Raw genomic sequence first — 25578 nt, 5'->3', positions numbered from 1 at the left:
AAGGCTACTCTAGCCGTCCAAAATGCTCAAGGCTGAAACTGCCCCATTATGCAATGTAGAGCGCCACATCGTGTTGGGTCAGCAAGCGCTGAATCGCATCCGGGGGGTTACGGTCGGTAAATAGCGCATCCAACTGCTCCAGGTTACCTTGCCGAACGACTGGATTACGATGAAATTTGGAGTAGTCCGCCGCCAAATAGATGCGCCGCGAGTTGGCAATAATTGCCTGAGCAACACGTACTTCCTGATAGTCAAACTCCAGCAGCGAGCCATCCTCATCGATACCACTGATGCCGATAATGCCGTAGTCCACTTTGAACTGATTGATAAAGTCGATCGTGGCCTCACCAATGATGCCACCGTCCCGGGAGCGCACCTGACCACCGGCAATAATGACGGTAAAATCCTCTTTGTGCTGCAGGATGGCGGCCACATTAAGATTATTGGTAATAATCTCAAGCCCTTGGTGCTCTAACAGCGCTTGAGCAATCACCTCGTTACTGGTGCCGATATTAATAAACAGCGAGGAGTGGTTAGGGATGTGCTGAGCTAAGCAGCGTGCAATGCGCTCTTTCTCCTCCAGATGAAGCGTTTTGCGCGTGCTGTAAGCGGTATTCACCGTGCTTGACTCGATACCTACCCCGCCATGGACACGGCGAACCCGCCCTTCATCGGCTAAAGTATTCAAATCACGGCGAATGGTTTGCGGCGTCACGGCAAAATGCTCGGTGAGCTGTTCAATGCTCATATAGCCGTGCTGGCGAACCAGCTCGACAATGGCATCCTGACGAAATTGTTGATTCATGAGCCCGGCCTGTTCGATTTTTATTGATATCTGAACATAATCTAGCAAAATTTTCGAAATCTAATAGCAATGTTCAACAATCCGCCAGGGGGCAAACTGTTAGACCAAGCGCTGCAATTTCAAATCATAGCGGCCAGACCAACAGAATCATCGGTATCGCCACCACCAATACTACCAGCGAAAGCGGCAGGCCCAGTTTCCAATAATCGCCAAAGCGGTAGCCGCCAGGTCCTAGCACCAGCGTATTGGATTGGTGTCCGATAGGGGTTAAAAACGCACAGGAGGCACTGACAGCGACCACCATCAAGAAGGGGTCGATTGAGACATCGAAGCCATGGGCCAAACTCACCGCAATCGGCGCCATTAGCAGCGCAGCCGCCGCATTATTCACCACATTGGAAAGCAGCATAGAGAGTAAAAACAGCCCAACCATCGTCACGACTACCGGCCAATCGCTGCCAAAGCTAAGCAGCGCATTAGCAATTAAATCCGCACCGCCGCTGGTTTCTAATGCTTCGCCCACGGGGATCATCGCTGCAAGTAGCACGATAACGGGGCCATCAATGGCCTGATACCCTTCACGTAACGGTAGCACACCAATGAGTAGCGAAATCAGTGCCGCAGTGCTCATGGCTACCGCGGCCGGCAGCAGGTCAAACAGCATCGCTATGATCGCCAAAGCAAAAATAGCAATTGAGACAGCTAGCTTGCGTGGCTGGCCAAGGTGCAACTCACGGCTAGCCAGAGGTAAGCAGCCCAGTGAGGCCAAGCTGTCAGAGATTTCATTTTCACTGCCCTGCAACAGCAAAACGTCGCCGTTCTTGAAGCGGATATCCCGCAGCCGCTGCTTCAAGCGCCCACCATCCCGGGCGACAGCCACCAAGTGCAGCCCAAACTGGTGGTTTAAACGTAGCTGTCGCACGCTGCGGTTAATCATCATAGAGTCGTTGCGTACCACGGCCTCAATTAACTGCAGGCCTTCGGTATCCACGCGCTGTTGATCCTGTGCAGCGTCTTTCTTTTTAGCCTTATCTACCTCTTTGTCACTGGCTGGATGCTCAGCGTCCTTCACTTCTGAATCGTCTTCGGCCTCTTCATCCAGCTCAGCAATCGCGCTAAGCCCCACTTTGTCTTCCAGCATTTGGAGCTCATCAGGCCCTGCTTCTAATAGCAGTATATCGCCCTCTTCAAGGGCGCCGTGGAAGTTATACCCCGCCCGGCGATTGTCATCGCGCACCACCGCTAACACAGGAATGGTTTCGTCCAGCTCATCACGCAACTGCTGAAGCGTTAAGCCTTTAGCTTTCGACTCTTCACCCACTTTCAGTTCGACTAAATAGTTGGCGGTATCGAACATTTCATCCGTAGAGGCCTGGCCGCTACGCTTGGGCGTCAAGCGCCAGCCCACCAGAACAATAAAGGCCAGCCCCGCCAGCGCAACGGCAATACCAACAGGCGAGAAGCTAAACATACTAAATGCTTCATCCGTCACCTCACGACGATAACTGGAAATAATGATATTGGGCGGAGTGCCAATTAACGTTGTCAGACCGCCGAGTAAAGAGCCAAACGCCAGGGGCATAAGCAGTAAGGAAGGGGAAGTATTGTGCTCACGGGCAAGCCGCATCGCCACCGGTAGCAGCAGCGCCAGTGCGCCCACGTTATTCATAATACCCGATAGCAATACGATGGTACCCACGAGCACCAAGAGTTGAAGCAGCAGGTTTTCACCTACCTTAAGCACTTGATTGGCAATAATATCCACCACGCCCGAGCGCTCAAATCCCCGGCTAAGCACCAATACGGCAGCCACGGTAATCACAGCCGGATGGCCAAAACCGGTGAATGCACTATCGGCCGGTACTAGCCCGAGCATGACAGAGCCTAGCAACGCCGCCAGCGCCACTAAGTCATAGCGAAATCGCCCCCAGATAAACGCGGCGAGTGTTAGCCCAAGCACAATAAACACCAGCGTGCTCGGCGCGAGCGATAGCCAGCCAAGATCTAACGTTTCAATGCCTGAATTCTCAACCCCAGAGCCCTGCGCACCTGAGCTTTCAACACTTAAGTCCTCAGCCGACATCCTTTTCTTACTCCCTTGCCACCGTCTGATAGGGGCAGCCTGCGATTGATGCACGCCACGCTCACAGCATGGCCATTTCTCATGCACATTAGACGTTTACTATACACACGTATAGCCCCTGCAAATGGATAGTTTCATCAACGCCTATCGTATAAAAGCAGAGCAGCTCGGCAATGCCGAGCTGCTAAGGGAGTGGCTGTAGAGTGAAAGCAGGTTTAAATAAACAGCGGCTTGCAGGGTTTCGTTGCATCGCAAGACGCTTACTAAGGCAACAAAATAGACGACCCTGTGGTTTTACGGCTTTGCAGCGCGTCTTGGGCTTTGCCGGCTTCTGCCAGCGAGTACCGGTTAGCGATATCGATGTTAATTTTGCCACTTTCGATCATGGCAAAAAACTCTTCGCACATCATCTCCAACCGCTCACGGGTGTCGGCGTAGCCATTCAGGCTGGGACGAGTCACGTAGAGCGCGCCCTTCTGGTTAAGAATACCGATGTTAACGCCATCCACCGGGCCAGAGGCATTGCCAAAGCTGACCATCAGTCCACGGGACTTTAGGCAATCCAGTGACATTTCCCAAGTGTCTTTACCCACCGAGTCGTACACCACATCACACATAGCGCCGTTGGTAAGCTCGCGTACGCGCTCCACCACGCTCTCTTCGCTGTAATTGATTGTCGCCCAGGCGCCGTTGGCCATGGCTAGATCCGCTTTCTCCTGAGAGCTAACGGTGCCGATCAGCTTAACGCCCAACGACTTCGCCCACTGGCAGGCAATCGACCCCACCCCGCCGGCTGCGGCGTGAAACAGAATGGTCTCGCCACCTTTTAGTTGATAGGTTTGGCGCAGCAGATACTGAACGGTAAGCCCCTTGAGCATACTCGCCGCTGCAGTTTCAAAATCAACGAAGTCAGGCAGCTTGACCACTTTAGCCGCAGGCAGTGTGTGCAGTTCGGCATACGCCCCCAAAGGGCCTTGGGCATAGGCCACGCGATCGCCAACGTTAAGGTGTGTGACCCCTTCACCAACCGCATCGACCACACCGGCCCCTTCGGTGCCTAGGCCAGAAGGCATGGAAGGGGCCGGATAGAGCCCGGTACGAAAATAGATATCGATAAAATTAAGGCCAACGGCTTTGTTGGCAACACGCACTTCATCCTGACCAGGTTCAACAGGATTAACGTCGACCAGTTCAAGTACCTCAGAACCACCGGTGTGGGCAAACTGAATACGCTTAGACATTAGGACTCCTTATTGTGTAATTTGCTTATTATTCGGTTGATACACCATCTCCGAATAGTGGCAGGCATGGCAACAGGTGCTGCTATACAAGCGCGTCGCGGCGTTTAAATCAAGCTAGCACGCTAGCGTATTTTTACCCATTAGAACGCGAGGCAATGCAATCCCGCTGTCATGCGCCCATGCTAGTATTAGCGCTTCTTTATCGTCTAAGGCTTATAGATTTGTCATGACGCATCCCGCTATTCAACTCCCCTCGCTGATTGCCCACCGCGGCTACTCCGCCGCGGCCCCTGAAAACACCCTGTCTGCAGTGCGTGCAGCCCACCAAGCGGGAGCAAAATGGGTAGAGCTGGATGTACAGCTACTGGGGGATGGCACCCCAGTGATTTGGCACGACAGCGATGTCGCACGCTGTTCAAACGGACGTGGTGGACTCGCCTCTATGAGCTGGGCCAAGGCGCAAACCCTGGATGCTGGGGGGTGGTTTGATGACCGTTTTTCAGGTGAGAAGATGCCTAGCTTAGCGCAAATGCTGGCACTGCTTAACGAGCTGGAGATGGGCGTCAATATGGAAATCAAGGTCAATAAAGGCCGCGACCCTATCGCGCTGGTGGAACGTGCGCTGCCGGAGATGCTCGATACTCTCCCCCCCGAGCGCTTGATTATCTCCTCCTTCAATGCCGCTGCTCTTGGCCACTGTCGCCAATTTGCCAGCAAAGAGCGGCTTGCTCTGGGGGTACTGTTCGGCAGCGTGCCCAAAAGCTGGCGTGAGCAGTGCGAGGCTATCGAGGCTTTTAGTGTGCACCCCCACTGGCCGCGTTTGAAGCGCGCCCAAGCCGACGCTATACAGCGCGATGGCTATCAAATACTCTGCTATACCGCCAATGACCCCAGCGCTTTTCATAGCCGGTGGGCGTGGGGTATTGGCAGTGTCATCACCGATGAACCCGCCGCGTTCAAGCGCTTTTTAGATAGCCATTGATCAGTACAAATGGTTGATAAGTTCACACACTGACAAGGAGTCCGCCGTGAAGTACCTAGGAGCCCATGTGAGCGCCGCTGGCGGTGCAGACCAAGCCGTGCAGCGAGCGGTGGAAATTGGTGCGGATGCGTTTGCGCTATTCACCAAAAATCAGCGTCAATGGAAAGGTAAACCGCTCACCGATGAGGCGATTCAAGCCTTTCGCGACGCCTGCGCCGAGCATGACTTTGCCCCTAAGCAGATTTTGCCCCACGACAGCTATCTAATTAATCTGGGTCACCCCGAGAAGGAAGGCCTGCGCAAATCCCGGGATGCCTTTCTGGATGAGATGCAGCGCTGCGAGCAGTTGGGACTGACGCTGCTTAATTTCCACCCTGGCAGCCATTTGAACAAAATCAGCGAAAGCGACTGCTTGAAACGTATCGCAGAATCCGTCAATGAAGCGCTAACGCATACCCAGGGCGTCACTGCGGTGATTGAAAATACCGCTGGGCAAGGTACCAACCTGGGCTGGCGCTTCGAGCATTTGGCCGAAATCATTGCCCACGTGGACGACAAAACCCGCGTCGGGGTATGTATTGACACCTGCCATGCCTTTGCGGCGGGCTATGATCTACGCACGACAGCGGCCACCCAGGCAATCCTTGATGAGCTAGGCAGCGTTGTCGGCTTTGAGTATCTGCGCGGCATGCATTTAAACGATGCCAAAAGCAACCTTGCCAGCCGCGTGGATCGCCACCATAGCCTGGGCAAAGGCAACATCGGCCTGCCCGCCTTTACCACTATCATGCAGGAACCACGAATTAACGCTATTCCCATGATCCTGGAGACTATCGAGCCCGAGATATGGGCCGATGAAATAGCTTGGCTACGCGCTCAAGCCCCCTGAACAGCGGGTAGAAAGAGTCGGCCTACGATGCAGCGCTTTTTGCACGCCCGGTAATGCTTGCCTACGCTTAAACTCCTTTACTCAAGCCCCAGCCCACGTAAGGAGTGTGCAATGAGCGATACCGATCTCGGCAGTTTAGATGCCCAGACCCTGACTCACTTGTTTGGAAGCCGAGAAGCCTCGCCGCTTGAAGCGACTCGTGCCGCCCTGGAGCGGATCGAGCGCTTCAACCCAGAGGTTAATGCCTATGTGTATGTGGATGCTGACGGCGCGGAATCGGCGGCCAAAGCCTCGGCACGGCGCTGGGGGCAAGGCAAGCCGCTCAGCCCCATCGACGGGGTGCCGGTATCGCTTAAAGACCTGACCCAAGTGGCGGGCATGCCCTGCCGAGAAGGCTCGCTAACTTCTTCTGAAGCGCTATGTGACACCGATGCGCCACCCGCGCGCATGCTGCGTGAAGCAGGCGCCGTCCTACTAGGCAAAACCAACACACCCGAATTTGGCTGGAAAGCCGTGACCGATAACCGTGTCTTTGGCGCCACGGCTAACCCCTGGGATACGCGGTTAACCCCCGGTGGTTCTTCCGGCGGGGCCGCCGCAGCCGCAGCGCTCAATATGGGGGTACTGCACCAGGGCGGCGACTCCGGCGGCTCGATTCGTATCCCTGCGGCATTCACCGGTGTGTTTGGCTTCAAACCCACCTTTGGCTGGACGCCCCAATGGCCGCCGGCTAAAGAGCCCAGCCTATCGCATCTGGGGCCGTTAACGCGCACTGTGCGGGATGCGATCAGCATGCTCAACGTGATGGGCCGTTACGACTACCGTGACCCTTACGCCACTCGCGGGCAGCCCGAGTGCTGGGGAGTGGATTTGGATAAAGCTTTAACCGGGCTAAGGATTGGCTACTCGGCTGATCTTGGCTACGCCAAGGTAGATCCCCAGGTTGCCGAACGCGTGCGAGAAGCAGCCAGCAAACTGGAGGCGTTGGGCGCTGAAATCGTCGAAGTGCATCCTGGCTTTTCGTCGCCGCTGGATACCTTTCGCAAGCTGTGGTTTACCGCCTCTTTAGAGCAGTGGTCACAGATGGATGATCACCAGCGCACGCTGCTGGATCCCGGCATGGTAGCCAATGCCCGTGAGGCAGAACCCTGGAAAGCCGTTGAGCTGTTTCGGGCATTGTCAGATCGTGCGGAGTTAACTCAGCGCCTGGAGCATTTTAATCAAGAGTACCACCTGCTAATGACGCCCTCGGTGGCTATACCACCGTTTGAAATAAACCAGGAAGTTCCGCCCGGCAGCGATATGCAGGATTGGGAGGAGTGGGCACCCTTTAGCTATCCGTTTAACCTCAGCCAGCAACCCGCAGCGTCGGTGCCCTGCGGTTTTACCGATAACGGTTTGCCGGTGGGCTTTCAGCTAGCGGGCGGTAAATTTGATGATGTGCGCGTTCTGCGTGCCTGCCACGCCTATATGGAAGCGCACCCACCACGCTTTCCCAGCGTCCCCAACCCCGCCCAGTATGCTTGACAGCTGGGCTGCATAAACTGAGCCGCATGAAAAAGCTCAGCCAAGCATAACGCTCGGCTGGGCTTTAGCGGTCAATTAGGAGCATTACATCGCCGAGAGTTTCTCTTGGTCTAACACGCCAGACATACGCACCATAGCCAGCGCTTCGTCCAAGCTGCCCATCTCTTCGATCATCACTAACTCGCTCTCCAAACTCACCGGCTGACCGGCTGTTTCAGAGAGCAGTTTTTCAAGAGAGGCTACATCCATAGCGTCGTCTAATTGGTGAACATCTACTGAGGCGCTGTTGCGGCCCGGCAAATAGATGGTGCCATTAGAGAAATCCACGGCGTAGGCAATTACTCCGGGTACAATAAAAAACAGCAAGCCGACACCATTGGCGACAGCAATAACCGGATCAATATCACCGCTCAATTGCCCTTTACGCTCAGGGTGAAAAAGCGTACCACAACCACTCAATGACACGATGGAAACGCCAACCACGGCGCCAGTCAACCAGCGACGAACTGCTTGATGCATGAAGGTTCCCTCAAACAAAATAGTAACGATAGTCGAAATAGCATATTGAGCTTTCGTTTTTTGCCGACTATCGCGCCATAAAACTTGCTCAGTCTAGCACAACCATCCAAAAGCATAGATCAATTGAACATAAGCACTATTTTGCCGCTTTAACCGCTAGGCCGTACAATGGCCCCATTCAACGCTTCCAAGCACTTTTTCAAGAATTCAGTTTCAAAAACCAGTCTTAAAAAACTTAAGGAATGCTCACGCCCATGCGCGCCAGCCAATTACTGATTGCCACACTCAAAGAAACTCCGGCTGACGCCGAAGTCATTAGCCACCAGCTAATGCTCCGTGCCGGGATGATTCGCCGTTTAACCTCAGGGCTTTACACTTGGCTGCCCCTTGGCCTGCGCACACTGCGCAAGGTGGAAGCCATAGTGCGCGAAGAGATGAACCGTGCCGGTGCTCAAGAGGTACTGATGCCCGCCGTGCAGCCCGCTGAGCTTTGGCAGGAGTCTGGCCGTTGGGAGCAGTATGGCCCTGAGTTATTACGCCTGAAAGATCGCCACGACCGCGACTACTGCGTCGGCCCGACCCACGAAGAAGTGATTACAGATCTGGTTCGCAAAGAGATCGCCAGTTACAAACAGCTGCCGGTCAATTTCTATCAGATTCAGACCAAGTTCCGTGACGAGATCCGTCCACGTTTTGGGGTAATGCGCTCTCGCGAGTTCATCATGAAGGACGCTTACTCCTTCCACCTGGATGAAGACTCGCTGAAACAGACCTACCAGGATATGTACAACGCCTACACACGCATCTTTACGCGCCTGGGCCTCGACTTCCGCCCGGTCATCGCCGACAACGGTTCTATCGGCGGCACCGGTTCTCATGAGTTCCACGTACTGGCGGGTTCAGGTGAAGATGACATCGTGTTCTCTAACGCCTCCGACTACGCTGCCAACATGGAAAAGGCCGAAGCCCTGCCTGCTCCCCTGGGCAGCGACATACAGCGTGAAGCGCCTAGCCAAGAGATGCACCTGGTGGATACGCCTAACGCCAAAACCATTGCCGCCCTGGTAGAGCAGTTTGATCTGCCGATCGAGAAAACGGTCAAGACCCTGATCGTACGTGCCGCCGAAGGGGGCCTGATTGCCCTATTGGTACGCGGCGATCATGAGCTTAACGAGGTGAAAGCCGAGAACCTTCCCCAAGTGGCAGCCCCGCTGACCATGGGCAGCGAAGAGGAAATTCGCGCAGCCGTGGGTGCAGGTTTTGGCTCGCTTGGTCCGGTGAACCTTGATATGCCGATTATTGCCGACCGCAGCGTTGCCCTGATGAGCGACTTTGGCGCGGGTGCCAATATTGAAGGCAAACACTATTTCGGTATTAACTGGGAGCGTGATGTGGCCCTGCCCGAGGTAGCCGACTTGCGCAATGTGGTGGAAGGCGACCCCTCACCGGATGGCCAAGGCACACTCTCTATCAAACGTGGCATCGAGGTTGGCCACGTCTTCCAGCTTGGCCAAAAGTACTCCCAAGCCATGAACGCCAATGTACTGGGCGACAACGGCAAAACCAGCCATCCTTGGATGGGTTGCTACGGCATCGGCGTGACCCGCGTGGTCGCCGCCGCCATCGAGCAGAACCACGACGAATCCGGCATTATCTGGCCTAACGCTATTGCGCCCTTCCAGGTGGCACTGGTGCCGATGAATGCACACAAGTCCCAGCGTGTTCGCGAAGAGTCTGAGCGTCTTTACCAAGCACTCACCGCTGCCGGTTTAGACGTTCTGCTGGATGACCGCGATACCCGGCCCGGGGTTAAGTTTGCTGATTTGGAACTGATGGGCGTTCCTCATCGCCTGGTAATTGGCGACCGAAGCCTGGACAACGGCGAGCTGGAGTATAAAGGGCGCCGAGATAGCGAAGCCACCATGGTGCCTGCAGATCACATCATCGATTTTTTGCGTGAGAAAGCGAGTAGCTAAGACCGCAACGCTTTGCGTAGCCTTGCCGAGCGGCGCTGGACTTGTCACCACAAGCCTAGTGGCCGCTCAGCCGTTGCTGCAACCACTGCGATGGCAGTTTGGGCGAAACCTGGTACCCGGAACGGGTATTACAAGCATGGCGGGATACCTGGCGTCAGGCAGCATTGCGTTAAGTGTTGGCTTACCGTTAAGCCAAACACATGACTTTCTTGCATAATCCATCCACTATTAAGTTTAACACTGCACGGGCTAACTAAGAGCCAGCTTAATACGGGATGCCGACCTCAATGCCACAGCCAACACGACTGCGTCACCCTTTTATGGGTTTTGCCAGTGTATACCCACTCCCGCTATTGGCACTGGCGGTTATCAGCCTACTTATCCCCACCGCTAATGCCGCTCAGATAACCGTCAGCAGTAGTGATGGCCACCCCCTTGCGGATGCAGTTGTTGAGGTTTACTACGATTCGACAGCGGCCAATCCTCCTCAGCAAGAGAACATCTATCAGCGCGGTGCTGCCTTTCACCCCAAGGTACTCGCCGTACCGACCGGCAGCTATGTGGCATTTCCCAACCAAGACACCACCCGCCACCACGTCTACTCTTTTTCACCGGCCAAAACCTTTGATTTAAACCTCTACTTGCAAGAAACACCGCCACCGGTTCACTTCGACCAAGCGGGGGTGGTCGTCTTAGGGTGTAATATTCACGACCATATGCAGGCGTTTATTGTCGTCAGCGATGCCCCCTACTCGGCGATAACGGGCGCCGAAGGCATGCTTTCCCTGCCCACGCTGCCAGCTGGTGAGCATCGTGTGCGCGTGTGGCACCCGCAACTTGATGACAGCCAGCAAGTTTGGTGGGAAGGTATCATTACCGACAGCGACCAGTTGGAAGTCAATTTAGAACTCAACGCACTGCCACCTCCAGCGCCAACCCTCTCTCCCCTTCAGCAGCGATTTAAAGATGCTACTTAAGACCCTAGCAGGGTTCAGAAGGTGGAACTCAACCACTTAGTGAGGTTGCTATGCGCTTTAGAACGCGCCTAATGCTCGTACTATTGACAGTGGTTATTGTCTCGCAACTCGCTACCGGGGTGGCCTTCCTTCGCGCGACTCAAAACGATGTCATAGCAAAAGGCTCCCAACGTTTAGAAGTAGGTGCCAATGTATTGGCACAACTACTGGATGCACGCGGTGAGCAGCTAGCCAATAACGTCGCCATTCTTGCCGATGACTTCGGTTTTAAAAGCGCCGTTTCCACCCAAGACACCGAGACGCTCTACTCTGTATTGGCCAACCATGGTGATCGAGCCAAGGCGGATATCGTGTTACTCAGTGGCCTGGATGGACGTATTTTGGCGAGCAGCCATCACGCGCAAAATAGCCCCATGCCTTTCCCACAGCTGTTTGAACGGGCTAGCCAAGAAGGCGAAGCGGTGAGCGTGGTCATTGCCGAAGAACAGCCTTATGAGTTTGCCCTTCTGCCTGTACGTGCCCCCAACCTGATTGGCTGGGTGGGTATGGGCTTTTTAATCAATGAAGCGGTAACAGAAGAGATTAACGCGTTAACCGGGTTGGACATTAGCGTAGTCAACTATCGCGACAACGGCGAGATCAGCTACCTTGCCAGCTCTCATCCTGAGCAACTGGCCATGGCGTTGATGAGCGGGCGCGACGATGAGCTAATAGAAGGCGAATATGCCTTACACAGCCAGATGACGCCGGATGCCGAGTACCTGACCTACGCGAGTCAGCTCTATTCGGATGACGACAACCAAACCTATGCATTGTTGCAACTCTCACGCAATGAACTGCTAGGCGCCTACCGCTCATTGCAATGGCAACTGCTGGGGATCATTGCCCTGATTCTGCTGTTTACCGTGCTAATAGCCATGTGGAGCGCACGGAGCATGAGCAAACCGTTAATAGAACTGGCGAAAGCGGCTCAGCGCATTGGACGTGGAGAGCGTTTCACTGAGTTACCGATCGGTACTGAGCGGAGTGAAACAGGGCTATTGGCGTCGACCCTGCTCGCTATGCAAGAGGGCATTGCTCAGCGGGAGGCAACGCTTCATCACCAATCCCGACACGACTTACTCACCGACCTGCCCAATCGCATCAGCGCCCAGGAAGATATCAGCCTTTTGATCAAACGCGGTGAGCCATTTACCCTGCTTCGCCTGGCGATTAATAACTTTCGCGACATTAACGACACCTTCGGCTATGCGCTGGGGGATCATGTGCTGGTCGCCCTGGCAAAACGCTTGCAGCACTTAGATAACTCGGAGAGCACTGCCTACCGGCTTGATGGCGACGAGCTGCTGCTGCTCGTCAAGCAGTCAAGAAGCGACTTTGCCTGGCGCACCCGACTCTTCACGACGCTACATCACCCTATCGATCTTGATAAATCCCCCATCACGCCTTCACTTTCAGCGGGAGAAACCAACTACCCCGACCATGGCGACAGCCCGCAACTGCTGCTGCGACGATCCGATATCGCCCTGGATATGGCGCGTCGTCACCGGCACAACCACCAACGCTACCTGGAGGGTCAGGATGAGCACCATTTGCGCCAGCTCACCCTGATTCGGGATCTACAGGATGCGGTGAGCAACGGTGAACTGTGGATGGCCTACCAGCCCAAAGTAGACACCCGAAACGGTCGTGTCGATCAGTGCGAAGCATTAATGCGTTGGCGTCACCCCTCATTAGGGTTTGTGCCTCCCGACGAGTTCATTAGCTTAGCCGAGCGTTCTGGAAGTATCGGCATGCTTAGTCACTGGATGTTAGCCAATGTCTGCGCTCAATTGCATGCCTGGCAGCAGCGTGGCTATCACTTATCGGTAGCGGTTAACCTCTCCGCCAGTGATGTGGTGGATCGCCAGTTGGCGACTTACTTGACCAGTTTACTTGAGCGCTACCGCCTGGCACCTGCCCGCCTGAGTATCGAAGTCACTGAAAGTGCCGTTATGCAGGACGTTGACGCCGCCATGGCGACCCTGATAGAGCTGAACCAACTGGGGCTGCGTATCGCCATTGATGACTACGGCACAGGCTACTCATCCCTCGCACAAATAAAACGCCTCCCCGTCGACGAACTCAAGATTGATAAGTCCTTCGTGCTGGCCATCGACTCGCAAAAAGATGACTTAACCATTGTCAGCTCAACAATCGAAATGGGCCACAGCTTAGGACTGCGCTTAGTGGCCGAAGGCGTTGAGAATCGCGCCAGCGCCGAACTGCTAAGCAATCTTGGCTGTGACTATTTACAAGGGTATTGGATTGCTAAGCCGATGCCAGCGGATGAAATACCCGCTTGGCTGGATAATTTTACGCCACTGTCATTGCCCCACCCAATCTCTTCCATACTCAAGACGCTCCAGAGAAAGCAATGAGGTTATTTCAATCGATGTTTTCAATGCCCAACTCACTCTTTCGGCACTCCTTCGCTGGTTGTCTTACGCCCTTTTTAGCGGTCTGTTTAGCGTTTGCCGCCACCCCCTCCTCTGCGGGAAGCCGTATTTTGGGTACGGGTGGCGTAAGTGCTATTGAAGGAGCTGCAGGCGGCGGCTTATCGCCTTGGGCAGTGCTTTCCAGTACCGCCAGCGATCAGGAAATAGGCGTCACTGCCGCCGCGACCCGTGCCTGGGTGGACGATTACAGGCTGACGGTAACCGGCGCCAGCCTGAATGTATATGATCGTGTTGAGGTCTCCGTGGCTCGTCAAACCCTTGATTTAGAAACCCTGGGTGGCGAGCTAGGGCTGGATATTTACGGCGCTAAGGTGCGCTTACTCGGCGATGTGCTCTACCACCCTTGGGGCATTTGGAGCCTTGGTGTGCAACATAAGCGACTGGTTGATGGTACTATCCCCACCGCCCTGGGCGCCGATAAAACAAGCGGTACTGACGTGTATCTTAGCGGCAGCAAGCTGCTATTTAGTGCGGCTGCCGGGCGCAATGTGCTGCTCAACGCGACCCTGCGCAATACTGAGGCCAACCAGGGCGGTTTACTGGGTTTTGGCGGTGACCAGGGAGGGCGCTCGTGGGTAGCCGAGGGGAGTGTGGGCATCTTTATTACCCCGCAATGGATTGTTGGCGCCGAGTATCGCCAGAAACCCGATAACCTAAGCGTTGCCGAAGAGGATGATTGGCAAAGCCTCTATACTGCCTACTTCTTCAATAAGCACGTATCACTCACGGGCGCATGGTTGGATTTAGGCGATATTGCCGGCCTACCCTCCCAACGCGGTGGCTATCTTTCACTTCAGGCAGCTTTTTAAGCGGGGCGCTATGATCTATCCACGCACACACTATCGCACACGCCGCGGCTTAATAGCGCTTACTTTTATAGCGGTGGCGTTTTCGCTCATAGGCTGCGCTTATCAATCAACAAATACAACGCTCTATGAACGCCTGGGCGGGAAAACTACGATTGATGCAGTCGTTGAGAACCTGCTATACCGAATTGCCGATGATCCCGAAGTAGTGGTGTTTTTTGCTAACACGAATATCGATCTATTTGCCGAATCCCTGGCCAGCCAGCTGTGTGACGTCAGCGATGGCCCCTGCCACTACGAAGGCCCACCGATGGATCGAGCACATCAACACATGGGGCTGACAGATGTCCATTTTAATCGTTTAGTGGAACATCTCGATGCCGCGATGCAAGAGGAAGGCATTGCCCTTGGCGCGCGTAATGAGCTGCTGGGCAGACTCGCCCCCATGTACACAGACGTTATGCGTCTTCAGTAACCTGCCAGCCGTCACTACCCATCGTTTTGACCCGGTAGAGCGCTTTGTCAGCAGTCGCGTAAGCGTAAGTAAAAACGCGGAGCTGCAGTGATGGCTGATCAGTCGGCTTGAGTTTAGGTGTCACCACTTCGCCTCTATACTGCGGATCATCCAAATCCAATCGTCAAAATCACGCAGGTTCTCAACATCGCGATTATCACTAGTATCATCTCGTTCAACTAACCGAACTGGGCCGCGTGTGCGGATGGTTAGCGGGTCACCATCTTCCTTCGTAATTAAGTACCAGCGGGGGTCATCCCACCCCTCAAGTGTCACTTCGTAGTCATCCCAGGCAGTAAAGTGGAGCGCCGGAGGCACTTCGCCAAACTGGTCAATCAGAAAGGTTCGAAACGCTAGGCCCTGCATCTCCACATCGCGCCCTTGATAGGGGTCGTAGAGCGTAAACGTCTCGTCAGACATGGCACGCAAATCACTTAAAGCGACTTTTTGAGTGACATCGCCATTGATTATGCTTAATGCCTGGGCGAAAGCAGCCGTGGGAAGCGCAATACCCACGACGATTAATGCGCACGCTAACTGATCTCGTACACGACCCCATGGGCTGCGGTGTAAAGCAACTGCGTTCATGGCATAGCTTCCTGGTAAATTCACTCTTATAAAAAGAACTTTACCAGAGCACGCCTTGTATTACTCCTCAATGCACGCTAGGGATACAACTTATCAGTATATTTCAGGCAAAAAAAAGCCAGCCCATATGGGCTGGCAACAGGAAGCTTACTATGCCAGTAGCGCTTGGCTAGTAAACCCCCTCCCCTGACAAGGTTTACATGAACCGGGAAAGCTACTTCTTACGCCCACCTTTACGCAGATGATCGCGAATCACGAAGCCTACCCAACCCACCATAAAGGCGATTACTAATGCGACGGTGGCTAAGCCGAAGATAATTGTGTCATCCCAATACATGATGAATCCTCCCGCCGTGATGTATGCATTCATACTAGTCACTTACGGGCGGAAGAATGCTGACCTGGGTCAAGTTACGCTAGGCAGGGAGAAGCGGTTAAACAGGAAATTGATACCGATCAATTTTGGGGGGTGATGAGCGCTACAACACCTTGCGATCTTCGACTTTGCTGTGCTCGGTACCCGGTGGTAACGGGTGGCCTTTGGCTAATTCTGCACGGGTAGCGTCGCGTACATCTAAAATGGTCACTTTATAGTTCAGCGTACGCCCGGCTAGGGGGTGGTTGGTATCGACAGTGACACGGTCGCCGTCGATTTCAAGAACCGTAACAATCTGCGGCCCGGCTTCACCTTCTGTTTGAAAGCGGCTGCCCGGTGCCAAATCAGCGTTACCAAAAGAGCCACGGCTAACTTCTTGCACCAAGGCTTCATTGCGTACACCGTAGGCATCCGCGGGCATCAGCTGAACGCTTAGCTCGGCGCCAACGGTTTGGCCTGCTAGCGCACTTTCCAACCCTGGCACAATATTGTCGTGACCATGCAGGTACTCGAGCGGCTTATTGCGCGCGTGGGAGTCGTCCAATACCTGCTTGCTGCCATCGTTGAGCACGTCGCTAAGAACATAGTGCAAGGTAACTACCTGATGCGCCGTAATCGACATGGAAAACTCCTCTCCGGTAAGCTGTCGGTTTTGTGATAGCACTTTGTGATAGAACACTGCTTCAGTTTATCACTTGGCCGTTGCCAGCGTCTTTCCATCAGGAGTAGCGTTTAATGTTAAGCCCCATCCCCCAACGCAGTTGGCTGGCTGCGCTGGCTGTTTATTTTCGTGCACCCGTTATTACCATGCTGTTTTTGGGGTTTTCCGCAGGCCTGCCCTTTTTGCTGGTGTTTTCAACACTCTCTGCCTGGCTGCGCAGCGACGGCGTAGAGGTAGCGGCCATTGGCTTTTTTGCCTGGATTGGCATGCTCTACTCAATCAAGTTTTTCTGGGCACCCGTGGTGGATCGGTTAGCGCTCCCAATATTGACCCGCGCTTTTGGTCAACGTCGCGGCTGGATGCTGTTAGCCCAGGGGCTAATCATTGCAGGATTAGTAGGCCTCGCTGGTTTGAGCCCGGTGGGTAATCTCGGCTGGGTGGCTCTCTTTGCACTGCTAGTAGCGTTTGGCTCAGCGACACAAGATATCGCTATCGACGCCTATCGTATTGAGTCCGCCGACGACGATGTTCAGGCCGCCATGGCTTCGACCTATATTATTGGCTACCGTGGTGGTTTACTTGCCGCCGGTGCCGGCGCGCTCTATATCGCAGCGTCGGCCTCTTGGGATGTGGCCTATATGAGCATGGCGGCGCTAATGGGCATTGGTGTACTGACCGTGTTGCTACGCCCCGAGCCAAAGCGCGCCTCCCTCTCTATTCAACTTATCCACGAGCCTAAGGTGCGGGCGTTTATTCGCGCCAGCCGGGGTAAACCCAAACTGTTACGCCGCCTGGGCGCCTGGAGCATTGGCGCGCTGGTCTGCCCGTTTACCGACTTCTTTAGCCGCTATGGGGTGAAAGCGCTGTGGATTTTGGTCTTCATTGCCGTGTTTAGAATTAGTGATTTAGCCATGGCCTCCATGGCCAATCCGCTGTATATCGACCTGGGCTTTTCGCTGGCAGAAATTGCCAACGTGACCAATATATTTGGCATTGCGATGAGTATTACTGGCGGAATGTTAGGTGGACTTTTCGTGGCACGCTACGGCATCGGCCCGCTGCTTGTCTTCGGTGCCGGATTGGTGATGGTGACTAACTTACTGTTTGCTGTGCTTGCCGTGGTGGGTAATCAACTGCCCATGTTAGTGGTCACCATTATTGGCGACAATCTTGCCAACGGCTTAGCCAGCGCGGTGTTTATCGCCTTTCTCTCCAGCCTCACCTCGCGTGCCTATACCGCCACTCAGTACGCGCTGTTTTCATCATTAATGACGCTGCCGGGGAAATTTTTAAGCGGGTTTGGCGGGCTGGTCGTTACCGCGCAGGGCTACCCGAGCTTTTTCGTTATCGCCACATTGCTGGGTGTGCCAGCGATTATTTTAGCGGTCTGGATTAGCCGAGATAAAGAACTAGTACCAACCCCCAAGCCTGCTTGAACAGGCTCGGGGGGGTTGGGTTAGCGGTGGGCTTCCAGCCAATCCAATGCCCCTGGCGTCGTACGCCACTGATCACGCATCAAAGTACGGTACTGCCATGCTTCCGCCCGGGAGCCGGGGTCAACCTGGCCATCCGGATGGGGCATGGAGGGGCGGGGATTCTCGGCGCAAATCAGCTCTAGCGCGTAGCGGTTATGGCTAAGCACATCGCCGAGTGCGGTCTCAGCCGCCTCACGCTGCTCTAAACGATAGAGCGCCAAGGTTTTGCCCATCAGCAGCCCAAGCACCAGCGAGCCGTCGTCGTCACTCTCTTCGGCTAGCGCTAACGCCTCTTCGTTGCGATCATCGCGGAGTAGCTGGTCGAGCACCAGCTCACGTAGGCCCAAGCTATCTTCCTGGTCGATCAGCAATAGCTCCTCGGCCAACTCACGAGAGTGCTGGCGGGCACCGCGCTCCATACCCACCACCAACGCTAACCCTGTGCGTAGTAGCATGGCATTGTTGGCGTCGTCCCAACACAGATTACCGCCACCTTCTGCCCGGGCTTGTTCCAGCCAGCGCGAGAGACGCAGCGCCAGTGGTTCCAGCAGGCTCGGCGCCATCCACGGCAGGCTGCCAAAACGGCTGGTGAGCGCCAAAGTTACGTCTTGCACTACCTGGGGCGCGTCCAGCCATTCGGGATGCGCGCAGAGTGCCGACATCCACTCAATGGCGTTGCCCCAAGGGTCATCACGAAAGCCCAGCGCTACGTCTTCATCCACCAGCACTTGAAAGTGCTCATGCCAAGCGGCAAACAGCGTTGCCTCCCGGGCACTGGAGTTGTAAAACAAACGCCCACTTTCAGGGTCGGCGCTGACATCGATTTTGGGGGCCGTCGGCAGCGCAGCCAACAATGCCTGAAGCGCCACCAATGGGGTGGCCAGATCCTCTTCCGCACTGAGCAACTGATCGGCAAGCGTCGCGCCGGGGTTATCCGCCAACGCAGCGAGAAAATCCAACTGATCTTCATCCAGCTCGCCCTGGCGCACCAGGCGGCGGTACCAGAAGTTGGCACGCTCTTTAGCCTCCTGCTCGTGACCTTCATGCAGCAATAGCATGGCTTCAATGTACGCCAAGGTAGGCGAATCGGGCAGCGCCTGCTGGGCTTTTACAAAAGCCCCGCGGGCACTGTCCAAATCATCGTTATCCAGATGCATTAAACACAGTCGCTCAAGCGCCACACCGCGTAAGAACAGTGGCCCGCGCTCCATCACATCGTCAAGCAGGTCGGCGCGTTTGCGGCTAAAGCCGCGCTCTTGATAGATATCCAGCAAAATCTCAAAGGCCGGCTCGGCCTGATCGGGCAGGCGTGACCAGTCGCTACCATCGAACAGCGATTCGAGGATTTGCATGGCGCGCCCCGTCTGGCCGCTTTCAGCGGCGATCAACCCTGCTTCCAGCAGCGCTTGAGCCGGTGCCCGCTTGCTATCCAACGCCGCTTTCAGGGTCGCGCCCTTCCATTCGCGCAGCGAGAGCATCCACATCATCTGGTCAGGTATTTCGGTGGGAAACTCTACCTGGTAGCAGCACTGCTTGAATTTGCGCCCAGAGTCGCACCAGCAGGGTTCATTACGCCCCGGCGTGGCGAGGGGTTCACAGGCGAAATCGAGCCGCTCAATCGGTGTTTGCGACCATAGCACTGGCGCCAGCGCCTGGGCCATAGCCACATCGCCATCGAAAGAATCCGCGCCTTTGGCGCGCACCCAGGTCATAAAATCCGGATAGTGTTCCTGTTGCCTGATTGCCGAGAGTGCCCCGGAGGCAAATCCCAGCAGCTGATCGACCCATACCGCCAGCATTGCCGTCTCCACTGTGTTAAAAGCGACATAGTTTAGCATGACCCTAAGGGTTCACGCAGAGAGGATTGGCGACACCTTTAAGGGCTGCTAGAGTGCAGCGATTTGAGCAAATCACTCAGCGTTCGAGTCGATTGGAGCGATGCAATGAGCGAACTGACCGTTAGTCTCTGCCAAGGTTCGGCGATAATCCCCCATTTGCCAGCGCTTGCCAGGCTTCGCATTCAGGTATTTCGCGACTTTCCCTACCTCTACGATGGCGAACTAAGCTACGAATCGGATTATTTAGGTCGCTATGCACAAAACCCGAATAGCCTATTCGTATTGGCCTTCGACGGAGAAGAACTGGTCGGAGCCGCTACCGGACAGCCTCTTCAGGATGAAGTCGACGAATTCCGCCAACCGTTTATAACCAACGGCATTCAGCCCGAGCGTGTCTTCTACTATGGAGAATCCGTGCTGCTTCCCACCTATCGGGGCAGCGGAACGGGTAAACGCTTTTTGGCCGAACGAGAAGCCCACGCCAAACGACAGAGATTTGATATAGCCGCTTTTTGCGCGGTAGAACGACCCGCAGATCACCCCGCTAAACCTGCCGACTACCGCTCGCTTCAAGGTTTTTGGAACGCCCATGGCTACCAGCGCCATGGAGAGCTTGCCACCACCTTCGCTTGGCGAGATATTGGCGAGCAGGCGGAAAGCCATAAGCCCATGGTGTTTTGGCTGAAACCCCTTGGCTAGGGAGTCACTCGCCTGGATGGTTTACGCCCACTCAAGCAGCGGTCGGGTTCGCTCATGCATATCCAACCGCGCTCCCAAACGTACCAGATTCCAGTAGTGGCCGTTCAGCGCCCGAGAGAGCAGCAGCGTATCGGCGGGGGGCTGCAGACGATCCATCGCCGCCCATACTTTCGGGGTCAGCTCGCGCAGACGGCGGTGTACCCGTACATCGCTAAAATCCTGCTCCCCCGGCTCAAACAGCGGCGCGATACATTCGGCGGACTCTCGATACAGGGCTAGCGGCGCGCCCTGCCCCTGGCGGCCGCCCATTTGCATCAAGGCTTCATCCATCCCCATTGGATCATGTTTTAGCGTGGCATCAAGCAGTTGCATCATTGCTTTCAAGCGGGTGTCAGGTACGGCAATCACCGCGCCTAAATCGTAAATCACCAGTCGCCCCTGAGCATCGGCGGCGAAATTGCCCGCATGAGGGTCGGCGTGGAGCTCGCCGTAGGTAAATAGCTCTTGGGTTATCCAGTCAGCCAGCGTTTGGGCAATGCCCTGGCGCGTCGCGTCATCTGCATCGGCTAATTCACGCAGAGGAGTGCCCTCCACGTAGCGCATCGCCAAGACATGGGGGCCGGAAAGCTCAGTCAGCGGCTCGGGAATCACCAGCCGAGGGTCATCCTTATAGCGCTCACGGTAACGGGCCAGCGCAGCGGCCTCTGCGTGGTAATCCAGCTCGCCACGCAGGCTTTCGGCAAGCTCTTCAAACAGAGCGTCCAAGCGCGCCTGGGGCACTTTAAACCAGCGGCCTAAACGCATAATGCGCCGCACCTGGATCAAATCGCTCTCCAGCACCTCGGCAAGGCCAGGGTACTGCACCTTGAGCACGACAATTTCGCCCTCATGGGTAGTGGCGCGGTGAACCTGCCCCATGGAGGCGCTGGCAAAGGGCCGCTGCTCGACTTCGCTGAAGTAGTGGTCAATGTCGCCATACTGCTGAACCAGCGCTTCTTGAATACGCGGCCAGGGCATCGGCTCGGCCTGCCGCTGTAGGCGGGCAAGCTCCTCAGCGAGATCGGGCGGCAGCAGGTCGTCCCACTGGGACATAATTTGGGCAAGCTTCATGGCCGGGCCTTTCAGCTCTGAAAGCCCCTCAAACAGCGCTTCACCCAGGGCACGCCAGTCCGCTTGGCCACCTAAGCGGGCTTTAAGCAACGCCCCGCCGGTACGTGCTCCCAATCCCATTAAACGACGCGTTCTGCCGTGATCACGCATTTGCTGTATCTCCTGGTTACTCAACTCACCGCATACCTAAGACTAATTATTTATACAAAATATATACATCGAAAAATACTTGGAAATATTTAGCATCACTATACATCCCTCGACGACTCCTTGCTCTATATAGATCAAGGTGTCTGCTACCATAGGCGCTATTAAAGGATACGATGAAGGCTTCGCTGCTATGCGCCTGATAATTGCCGAGAAACCCAGCCTCGCCCAAGCCATTGCCGAGGCATTACCGGGCTATAGCAAACGCCAGGAGGGCGCTGTGGTATGTGGCGACACCACGGTCACCTGGTGCCTGGGGCACCTGTTAGAACAAGCGCCGCCGGAAGCCTACGACCCCGCCGACAAACAGTGGCGGCTGGATCGGCTACCCATTGTGCCGCAGCAGTGGAAACTGATGCCGCGATCTAAGGCGCGGGGCCAACTGGCAGTGATTCGCAAGCTGATCAAGCAAGCAACGGATGTGGTGCACGCCGGCGATCCCGACCGAGAAGGCCAACTTCTGGTGCAGGAAGTGATCGAGTACATGAAGTATCGCGGCCCGGTGCAGCGGCTACTGATTAGCGATCTTAATAAACCGGCAGTGAGCCGGGCGCTGGCAAAACTGCGCTCCAACGCCGACTACCAGCCACTGTTTCAGGCGGCCCAGGCCCGCTCCCGCGCCGACTGGCTGTATGGTATTAACCTAACCCGCGCCTGGACGCTCACCGGCCGCCAAGCGGGACATGACGGCGTGCTGTCTGTCGGTCGCGTGCAAACCCCGGTACTGGGGTTAATCGTACGCCGCGATAACGCTATTCGCGATTTCGTGCCCCACCCGTTTTATCCGCTATGGGTCGACTTAAAGGTTGCCCAAGGCCAATTGCGCGCCTGGTGGGCGCCCAAAGAGCACCAACCATTAGATGACCAAGGGCGCTTAATTGACCGCACCCCGGCTGATGCTTTAGCGACTCAGTTACCCGGCGCAACAGGACAACTCACCAAGCTCGACCAGCAGGAGAAACGCCAGGCACCCCCGCTGCCCTACTCGCTCTCAGCCTTGCAGGTGGATGCCGCCCGCCGCCACGGGCTCTCTGCGCAGATGGTACTGGATATCTGCCAGCGGCTATATGAGCGCCACAAGCTGATCACCTACCCACGTTCAGATTGCCGCTACTTGCCCGAAGAGCACCTTCAACTTGCCCAGCGAAACCTAAACAGTGCGTGCCAAAACGATGAAGGGCTTCAGCAGTGGCTAAATGGAGCGGACTTCACCCTGCGCTCCAAAGCGTGGAACGATAAACAGGTCGGCGCCCACCACGCCATTGCACCCACTGGCAAACCTGCCGACTTCAGCCAGCTCTCCGCGACCGAAGGCCATGTGTTTCGTTTAATCGTGCGCAACGTGATGGCGCAGTTCTATCGCCCGCTGCGCACCTTTGAGGTAAAAGCAGAATTTACCCTGCTCAATGAAGCCTTCCGTGCCCGCGGGCAAAGCATTCTCGACCCCGGCTGGAAACCGCTATTCACTACCCGTGATGAAACACCACCACTACCGCCGCTGACCCAAGGTGAAGCATGCCAAGCAATCGGCGCAGGCGTTGAAGAGAAAGAGACCCGCCCGCCGGAGCCCTTCACCGACGCCAGCCTCATCAAAGCGATGATGAACATCGGCCGCTACGTTGATGACCCGGAAGTACGCCGTACGCTACGCGACACCGATGGCCTGGGCACCGAAGCCACCCGCGCAGGCATTATCGAAACCCTGGTACAGCGCGGCTATTTAGTGCGCCAGCAAAAGGCTCTGCGCGCCACCAAGCTGGGCAGTGCCCTGATCGCCGCCCTGCCCAGCGTGGTTAGCACCCCGGAGCGCACCGCATTATGGGAGCAGCGCCTACGCGCCATTGCCGAACAGCAGGACGACCCCGGCGCCTTTCAGCAGGCGCTGCTGGAGGATCTACGCGGTTTGCTCACCCACAGCGATGCAGGAAAGCTCAGGCAGAGCCTGCAGGCCGCCCAGGGTGAATCGGGTAGCCCAGTGAAGCGCACGAGCACTAGAAACAAACGGAGAGGAAGCGTGAAACGTAAACCTGCCCAACAACGTTGATGTTGCTTGCAACTCTTGCAGCCACTACTTGAACCTTCGACAGCAATCAGACAAACTGTCACCAGATATAAACAAGAGGTGACAGTTTGTCTGATTTTGGCTCCGCCCTATCTTCCCGGGCGCAACTTCAAACCCTATTCCACCAGCACGGCGGCCAGCTTCGTTTGAGCGAGGCGCTAGCCCAGGGTATTAGCCGATACCAATTCTATCGACTTCGCGACGAAGGGCTTATCGAGCCGCTCAGCCGTGGCCTGTACAGGCTGGTGAACCTGCCGCCGATTGAAAACCCGGATCTGGTGACCACCGTTACCCGTTTCCCCAATGCGGTGCTCTGTCTAATTTCGGCGCTGGACTGGCACGGCATCACCACGCAGATACCCCACCAGGTGCATTTGGCGGTGGAGCGGGATGCCCGCCTGCCGGTTTTGGATTATCCACCAGTCGCCGCTTACCGATTCTCCGGGCAAGCCTTTAGCGAAGGCATTGATCAGGTCGAGGTGGATGGTATCAAGCTACTGGTCTACAACCCGGAAAAAACCCTGGCGGACTGTTTCAAGTTCCGTAACCGCATCGGTATGGATGTGGTGCTAGAGGCTCTGGAGCTTTACCGCACCCGCAAAGCCTTCCTGCCTGGAAAGTTGATGAAATACGCCAATATCTGCCGCGTCGCCAAGGTCATGGCACCTTACGTGGAAGCCAAGCTGTGAAGAAAGCCCACGCAAAGTAAAAGGAGATGATCGTGGCCCAAAACATCACTGCCTCTGTTCGCCAGAAATTGCTGAACAAATCCCGAGAAGAAAAACGCCCCTTTCAGGAGTTACTGCAGTACTACGCCATGGAGCGTTTGCTTTACCGGCTTAGCCAATCGACTCATAACCGCAGTTTTACCCTTAAGGGCGCCCTACTGCTATGGGTTATACAGGGGCCTGATATTCGACCAACGCGTGATATCGATATGCTGGGCCAAACAAGCAATCGCCCAGAAGCTGTTCTGGCCCAAGTGAGCGATGTGCTGGCTACGGGCGTTGTGGATGATGGTTTATCTTTTGATTCAAACACGTTGAAAGCCGAAGCCATTACCGAAGACGCCGACTATCAAGGGATTAGGGTGACGTTTACGGGATTTCTCGGCAACGCCAAAATTCCCATGCAATTGGATATTGGCTTTGGCGACATTATTTTCCCGCTACCTTCCTGGCAAACGTACCCTGCCCTTCTGGACTTCCCCACCAGCAAAATTCTTTGTTACTCACCTGAATCATCCATTGCTGAAAAATTTCAGGCGATGGTCAATCTGGGCGAACTAAACAGCCGCATGAAAGACTTTTACGATATTTGGTCACTCTCGCGGCAGCACTCTTTCACACTTTCGAACCTAGCTGGCGCTATAACAAGAACCTTTGCCAACCGGCATACGGAACTCCCTGAAGCCAATCCTTTTTCTACCGCTTTTGTGGACAGCAAGCAGCCACAATGGCAGGCTTTCCGTAAACGTATTGGCCAGCCCCATGTGCCAGAGACGTTTTCGGAGGTTATAGCAGCGGTGTTGGTATTTCTTGCTCCCGTGATAGAGGCAACATCCTCCAACCCAGTGCAGAAAATCTGGCACCCACCCGGACCATGGCGTCGACAGGTCGAAGGTTCGTGAATCAATTCGTGAATATGATTCAGCCCGCATCAGGGTGAGATCGTTGCCTTGGCGCCCTCCCGCGAGACGGTATTGCCCTCACGAACATCCATAAGTCGCTGCGCCACCGCCTTTA

At 55.4% G+C, this 25578-nt stretch carries 22 protein-coding genes; 13 read left to right on the top strand and 9 right to left on the bottom strand.

The features are described 5' to 3' along the window. Nucleotides 1-46: 46 nt before the first annotated feature. The 3 genes from ACFIOZ_RS09410 to ACFIOZ_RS09400 form a co-directional block, all read right to left on the bottom strand. Complete coding sequence (locus tag ACFIOZ_RS09410; protein WP_386083466.1) at nucleotides 47-805, bottom strand: DeoR/GlpR family transcriptional regulator; 759 nt, start codon at nucleotides 803-805, stop codon at nucleotides 47-49. A 124-nt stretch (nucleotides 806-929) separates the two neighbouring features. Next, the gene (locus ACFIOZ_RS09405) at nucleotides 930-2888 is read right to left on the bottom strand and encodes an SLC13 family permease (RefSeq protein WP_386083465.1); all 1959 of its coding nucleotides are present in this window, start codon (nucleotides 2886-2888) and stop codon (nucleotides 930-932) included. A gap of 263 nt (nucleotides 2889-3151) precedes the next feature. Beyond that, the gene (locus ACFIOZ_RS09400) at nucleotides 3152-4129 is read right to left on the bottom strand and encodes an NADPH:quinone reductase (RefSeq protein ID WP_386083463.1); all 978 of its coding nucleotides are present in this window, start codon (nucleotides 4127-4129) and stop codon (nucleotides 3152-3154) included. Between the two features lie 226 nt (nucleotides 4130-4355). Between ACFIOZ_RS09400 and ACFIOZ_RS09395 the strand changes: the two genes are divergently transcribed. The 3 genes from ACFIOZ_RS09395 (at nucleotide 4356) to ACFIOZ_RS09385 (ending at nucleotide 7527) form a co-directional block, all read left to right on the top strand. Further along, nucleotides 4356-5111 carry a glycerophosphodiester phosphodiesterase family protein gene (locus ACFIOZ_RS09395; protein ID WP_386083462.1) on the top strand — a complete coding sequence of 252 codons (756 nt, stop codon included), beginning with the start codon at nucleotides 4356-4358 and terminating at the stop codon, nucleotides 5109-5111. A 46-nt stretch (nucleotides 5112-5157) separates the two neighbouring features. Continuing rightward, nucleotides 5158-6000 carry a deoxyribonuclease IV gene (gene nfo, locus ACFIOZ_RS09390; protein WP_386083460.1) on the top strand — a complete coding sequence of 281 codons (843 nt, stop codon included), beginning with the start codon at nucleotides 5158-5160 and terminating at the stop codon, nucleotides 5998-6000. 111 nt (nucleotides 6001-6111) lie between these two features. Then, the gene (locus ACFIOZ_RS09385; RefSeq protein ID WP_386083459.1) at nucleotides 6112-7527 is read left to right on the top strand and encodes an amidase; all 1416 of its coding nucleotides are present in this window, start codon (nucleotides 6112-6114) and stop codon (nucleotides 7525-7527) included. A gap of 84 nt (nucleotides 7528-7611) precedes the next feature. Here the strand turns inward: ACFIOZ_RS09385 and ACFIOZ_RS09380 are convergent, their stop codons facing one another. Continuing rightward, nucleotides 7612-8046 carry a hypothetical protein gene (locus tag ACFIOZ_RS09380; RefSeq protein ID WP_386083457.1) on the bottom strand — a complete coding sequence of 145 codons (435 nt, stop codon included), beginning with the start codon at nucleotides 8044-8046 and terminating at the stop codon, nucleotides 7612-7614. A 254-nt stretch (nucleotides 8047-8300) separates the two neighbouring features. On the opposite strand from ACFIOZ_RS09380, the gene ACFIOZ_RS09375 reads away from it, so the two are divergent. From ACFIOZ_RS09375 to ACFIOZ_RS09355, 5 genes are all read left to right on the top strand, one after another. Then, complete coding sequence (locus ACFIOZ_RS09375; protein ID WP_386083456.1) at nucleotides 8301-10022, top strand: proline--tRNA ligase; 1722 nt, start codon at nucleotides 8301-8303, stop codon at nucleotides 10020-10022. Between the two features lie 287 nt (nucleotides 10023-10309). Next, on the top strand, nucleotides 10310-10999 hold the full coding sequence (locus tag ACFIOZ_RS09370) for a Cupredoxin (RefSeq protein ID WP_386083455.1): 690 nt from the start codon (nucleotides 10310-10312) through the stop codon (nucleotides 10997-10999). A gap of 50 nt (nucleotides 11000-11049) precedes the next feature. Further along, nucleotides 11050-13419 carry an EAL domain-containing protein gene (locus tag ACFIOZ_RS09365; protein ID WP_386083453.1) on the top strand — a complete coding sequence of 790 codons (2370 nt, stop codon included), beginning with the start codon at nucleotides 11050-11052 and terminating at the stop codon, nucleotides 13417-13419. Nucleotides 13420-13442: 23 nt separating this feature from the next. Further along, nucleotides 13443-14306, top strand: a complete 864-nt coding sequence (locus tag ACFIOZ_RS09360; protein ID WP_386083451.1) for a DUF3034 family protein — start codon at nucleotides 13443-13445, stop codon at nucleotides 14304-14306. A gap of 10 nt (nucleotides 14307-14316) precedes the next feature. After that, entirely contained in the window at nucleotides 14317-14778 is a 462-nt protein-coding gene (locus tag ACFIOZ_RS09355; protein WP_386083449.1) for a group I truncated hemoglobin, read from the top strand. Between the two features lie 120 nt (nucleotides 14779-14898). On the opposite strand, the gene ACFIOZ_RS09350 is transcribed toward ACFIOZ_RS09355, so the two are convergent. The 3 genes from ACFIOZ_RS09350 to ACFIOZ_RS09340 form a co-directional block, all read right to left on the bottom strand. Further along, entirely contained in the window at nucleotides 14899-15405 is a 507-nt protein-coding gene (locus ACFIOZ_RS09350) for a hypothetical protein (RefSeq protein WP_386083448.1), read from the bottom strand. A gap of 214 nt (nucleotides 15406-15619) precedes the next feature. Next, nucleotides 15620-15742: a cytochrome c oxidase subunit CcoM gene (gene ccoM, locus ACFIOZ_RS09345; protein ID WP_273191721.1), complete on the bottom strand. Its 123-nt coding sequence runs from the start codon at nucleotides 15740-15742 to the stop codon at nucleotides 15620-15622. Between the two features lie 142 nt (nucleotides 15743-15884). Beyond that, nucleotides 15885-16403: an FKBP-type peptidyl-prolyl cis-trans isomerase gene (locus tag ACFIOZ_RS09340; RefSeq protein ID WP_386083445.1), complete on the bottom strand. Its 519-nt coding sequence runs from the start codon at nucleotides 16401-16403 to the stop codon at nucleotides 15885-15887. A 113-nt stretch (nucleotides 16404-16516) separates the two neighbouring features. On the opposite strand from ACFIOZ_RS09340, the gene ACFIOZ_RS09335 reads away from it, so the two are divergent. Further along, nucleotides 16517-17878: an AmpG family muropeptide MFS transporter gene (locus ACFIOZ_RS09335; protein WP_386083443.1), complete on the top strand. Its 1362-nt coding sequence runs from the start codon at nucleotides 16517-16519 to the stop codon at nucleotides 17876-17878. A gap of 20 nt (nucleotides 17879-17898) precedes the next feature. Here ACFIOZ_RS09335 and ACFIOZ_RS09330 read toward each other — a convergent pair whose 3' ends face one another. Next, nucleotides 17899-19716: an SEC-C metal-binding domain-containing protein gene (locus ACFIOZ_RS09330; protein ID WP_386083441.1), complete on the bottom strand. Its 1818-nt coding sequence runs from the start codon at nucleotides 19714-19716 to the stop codon at nucleotides 17899-17901. Between the two features lie 144 nt (nucleotides 19717-19860). On the opposite strand from ACFIOZ_RS09330, the gene ACFIOZ_RS09325 reads away from it, so the two are divergent. Next, on the top strand, nucleotides 19861-20454 hold the full coding sequence (locus ACFIOZ_RS09325; RefSeq protein ID WP_386083439.1) for a GNAT family N-acetyltransferase: 594 nt from the start codon (nucleotides 19861-19863) through the stop codon (nucleotides 20452-20454). 21 nt (nucleotides 20455-20475) lie between these two features. Here the strand turns inward: ACFIOZ_RS09325 and ACFIOZ_RS09320 are convergent, their stop codons facing one another. Further along, nucleotides 20476-21714 carry an ABC1 kinase family protein gene (locus tag ACFIOZ_RS09320; protein ID WP_386083437.1) on the bottom strand — a complete coding sequence of 413 codons (1239 nt, stop codon included), beginning with the start codon at nucleotides 21712-21714 and terminating at the stop codon, nucleotides 20476-20478. Between the two features lie 190 nt (nucleotides 21715-21904). On the opposite strand from ACFIOZ_RS09320, the gene ACFIOZ_RS09315 reads away from it, so the two are divergent. The 3 genes from ACFIOZ_RS09315 to ACFIOZ_RS09305 all read left to right on the top strand — a co-directional run bounded on the left by ACFIOZ_RS09315 (nucleotide 21905) and on the right by ACFIOZ_RS09305 (nucleotide 25463). Next, the gene (locus ACFIOZ_RS09315) at nucleotides 21905-23815 is read left to right on the top strand and encodes a DNA topoisomerase III (protein ID WP_386083436.1); all 1911 of its coding nucleotides are present in this window, start codon (nucleotides 21905-21907) and stop codon (nucleotides 23813-23815) included. 86 nt (nucleotides 23816-23901) lie between these two features. After that, nucleotides 23902-24522: a type IV toxin-antitoxin system AbiEi family antitoxin domain-containing protein gene (locus ACFIOZ_RS09310; protein ID WP_386083434.1), complete on the top strand. Its 621-nt coding sequence runs from the start codon at nucleotides 23902-23904 to the stop codon at nucleotides 24520-24522. A gap of 32 nt (nucleotides 24523-24554) precedes the next feature. Further along, a complete protein-coding gene (locus ACFIOZ_RS09305) occupies nucleotides 24555-25463 on the top strand; it encodes a nucleotidyl transferase AbiEii/AbiGii toxin family protein (RefSeq protein ID WP_386083431.1) in 909 nt (302 codons plus the stop codon). The last annotated feature ends 115 nt before the right edge of the window (nucleotides 25464-25578 follow it).

This window comes from Vreelandella sp. F11, assembly GCF_042466685.1.
In the GTDB taxonomy this organism is placed as follows: Bacteria; Pseudomonadota; Gammaproteobacteria; order Pseudomonadales; family Halomonadaceae; genus Vreelandella.
The sequence above is the reverse complement of the archived record's forward strand: the minus strand, read 5'-3'. Positions and strand labels throughout refer to the sequence as shown.

What these genes read in the sequence shown, in the direction of transcription:
- ACFIOZ_RS09410 (WP_386083466.1), bottom strand. Translation starts at nt 805, where the DNA reads ATGAATCAACAATTTCGTCAGGATGCCATTGTCGAGCTGGTTCGCCAG.
- ccoM (WP_273191721.1), bottom strand. Translation starts at nt 15,742, where the DNA reads ATGTATTGGGATGACACAATTATCTTCGGCTTAGCCACCGTCGCATTA.
- ACFIOZ_RS09315 (WP_386083436.1), top strand. Translation starts at nt 21,905, where the DNA reads ATGCGCCTGATAATTGCCGAGAAACCCAGCCTCGCCCAAGCCATTGCC.
- ACFIOZ_RS09385 (WP_386083459.1), top strand. Translation starts at nt 6,112, where the DNA reads ATGAGCGATACCGATCTCGGCAGTTTAGATGCCCAGACCCTGACTCAC.
- ACFIOZ_RS09350 (WP_386083448.1), bottom strand. Translation starts at nt 15,405, where the DNA reads ATGAACGCAGTTGCTTTACACCGCAGCCCATGGGGTCGTGTACGAGAT.
- ACFIOZ_RS09400 (WP_386083463.1), bottom strand. Translation starts at nt 4,129, where the DNA reads ATGTCTAAGCGTATTCAGTTTGCCCACACCGGTGGTTCTGAGGTACTT.
- ACFIOZ_RS09365 (WP_386083453.1), top strand. Translation starts at nt 11,050, where the DNA reads ATGCGCTTTAGAACGCGCCTAATGCTCGTACTATTGACAGTGGTTATT.
- ACFIOZ_RS09360 (WP_386083451.1), top strand. Translation starts at nt 13,443, where the DNA reads ATGCCCAACTCACTCTTTCGGCACTCCTTCGCTGGTTGTCTTACGCCC.
- ACFIOZ_RS09375 (WP_386083456.1), top strand. Translation starts at nt 8,301, where the DNA reads ATGCGCGCCAGCCAATTACTGATTGCCACACTCAAAGAAACTCCGGCT.
- ACFIOZ_RS09380 (WP_386083457.1), bottom strand. Translation starts at nt 8,046, where the DNA reads ATGCATCAAGCAGTTCGTCGCTGGTTGACTGGCGCCGTGGTTGGCGTT.
- ACFIOZ_RS09330 (WP_386083441.1), bottom strand. Translation starts at nt 19,716, where the DNA reads ATGCTGGCGGTATGGGTCGATCAGCTGCTGGGATTTGCCTCCGGGGCA.
- ACFIOZ_RS09405 (WP_386083465.1), bottom strand. Translation starts at nt 2,888, where the DNA reads ATGTCGGCTGAGGACTTAAGTGTTGAAAGCTCAGGTGCGCAGGGCTCT.
- ACFIOZ_RS09340 (WP_386083445.1), bottom strand. Translation starts at nt 16,403, where the DNA reads ATGTCGATTACGGCGCATCAGGTAGTTACCTTGCACTATGTTCTTAGC.
- ACFIOZ_RS09320 (WP_386083437.1), bottom strand. Translation starts at nt 21,714, where the DNA reads ATGCGTGATCACGGCAGAACGCGTCGTTTAATGGGATTGGGAGCACGT.
- ACFIOZ_RS09395 (WP_386083462.1), top strand. Translation starts at nt 4,356, where the DNA reads ATGACGCATCCCGCTATTCAACTCCCCTCGCTGATTGCCCACCGCGGC.
- ACFIOZ_RS09325 (WP_386083439.1), top strand. Translation starts at nt 19,861, where the DNA reads ATGAGCGAACTGACCGTTAGTCTCTGCCAAGGTTCGGCGATAATCCCC.
- ACFIOZ_RS09370 (WP_386083455.1), top strand. Translation starts at nt 10,310, where the DNA reads ATGCCACAGCCAACACGACTGCGTCACCCTTTTATGGGTTTTGCCAGT.
- ACFIOZ_RS09335 (WP_386083443.1), top strand. Translation starts at nt 16,517, where the DNA reads ATGTTAAGCCCCATCCCCCAACGCAGTTGGCTGGCTGCGCTGGCTGTT.
- ACFIOZ_RS09355 (WP_386083449.1), top strand. Translation starts at nt 14,317, where the DNA reads ATGATCTATCCACGCACACACTATCGCACACGCCGCGGCTTAATAGCG.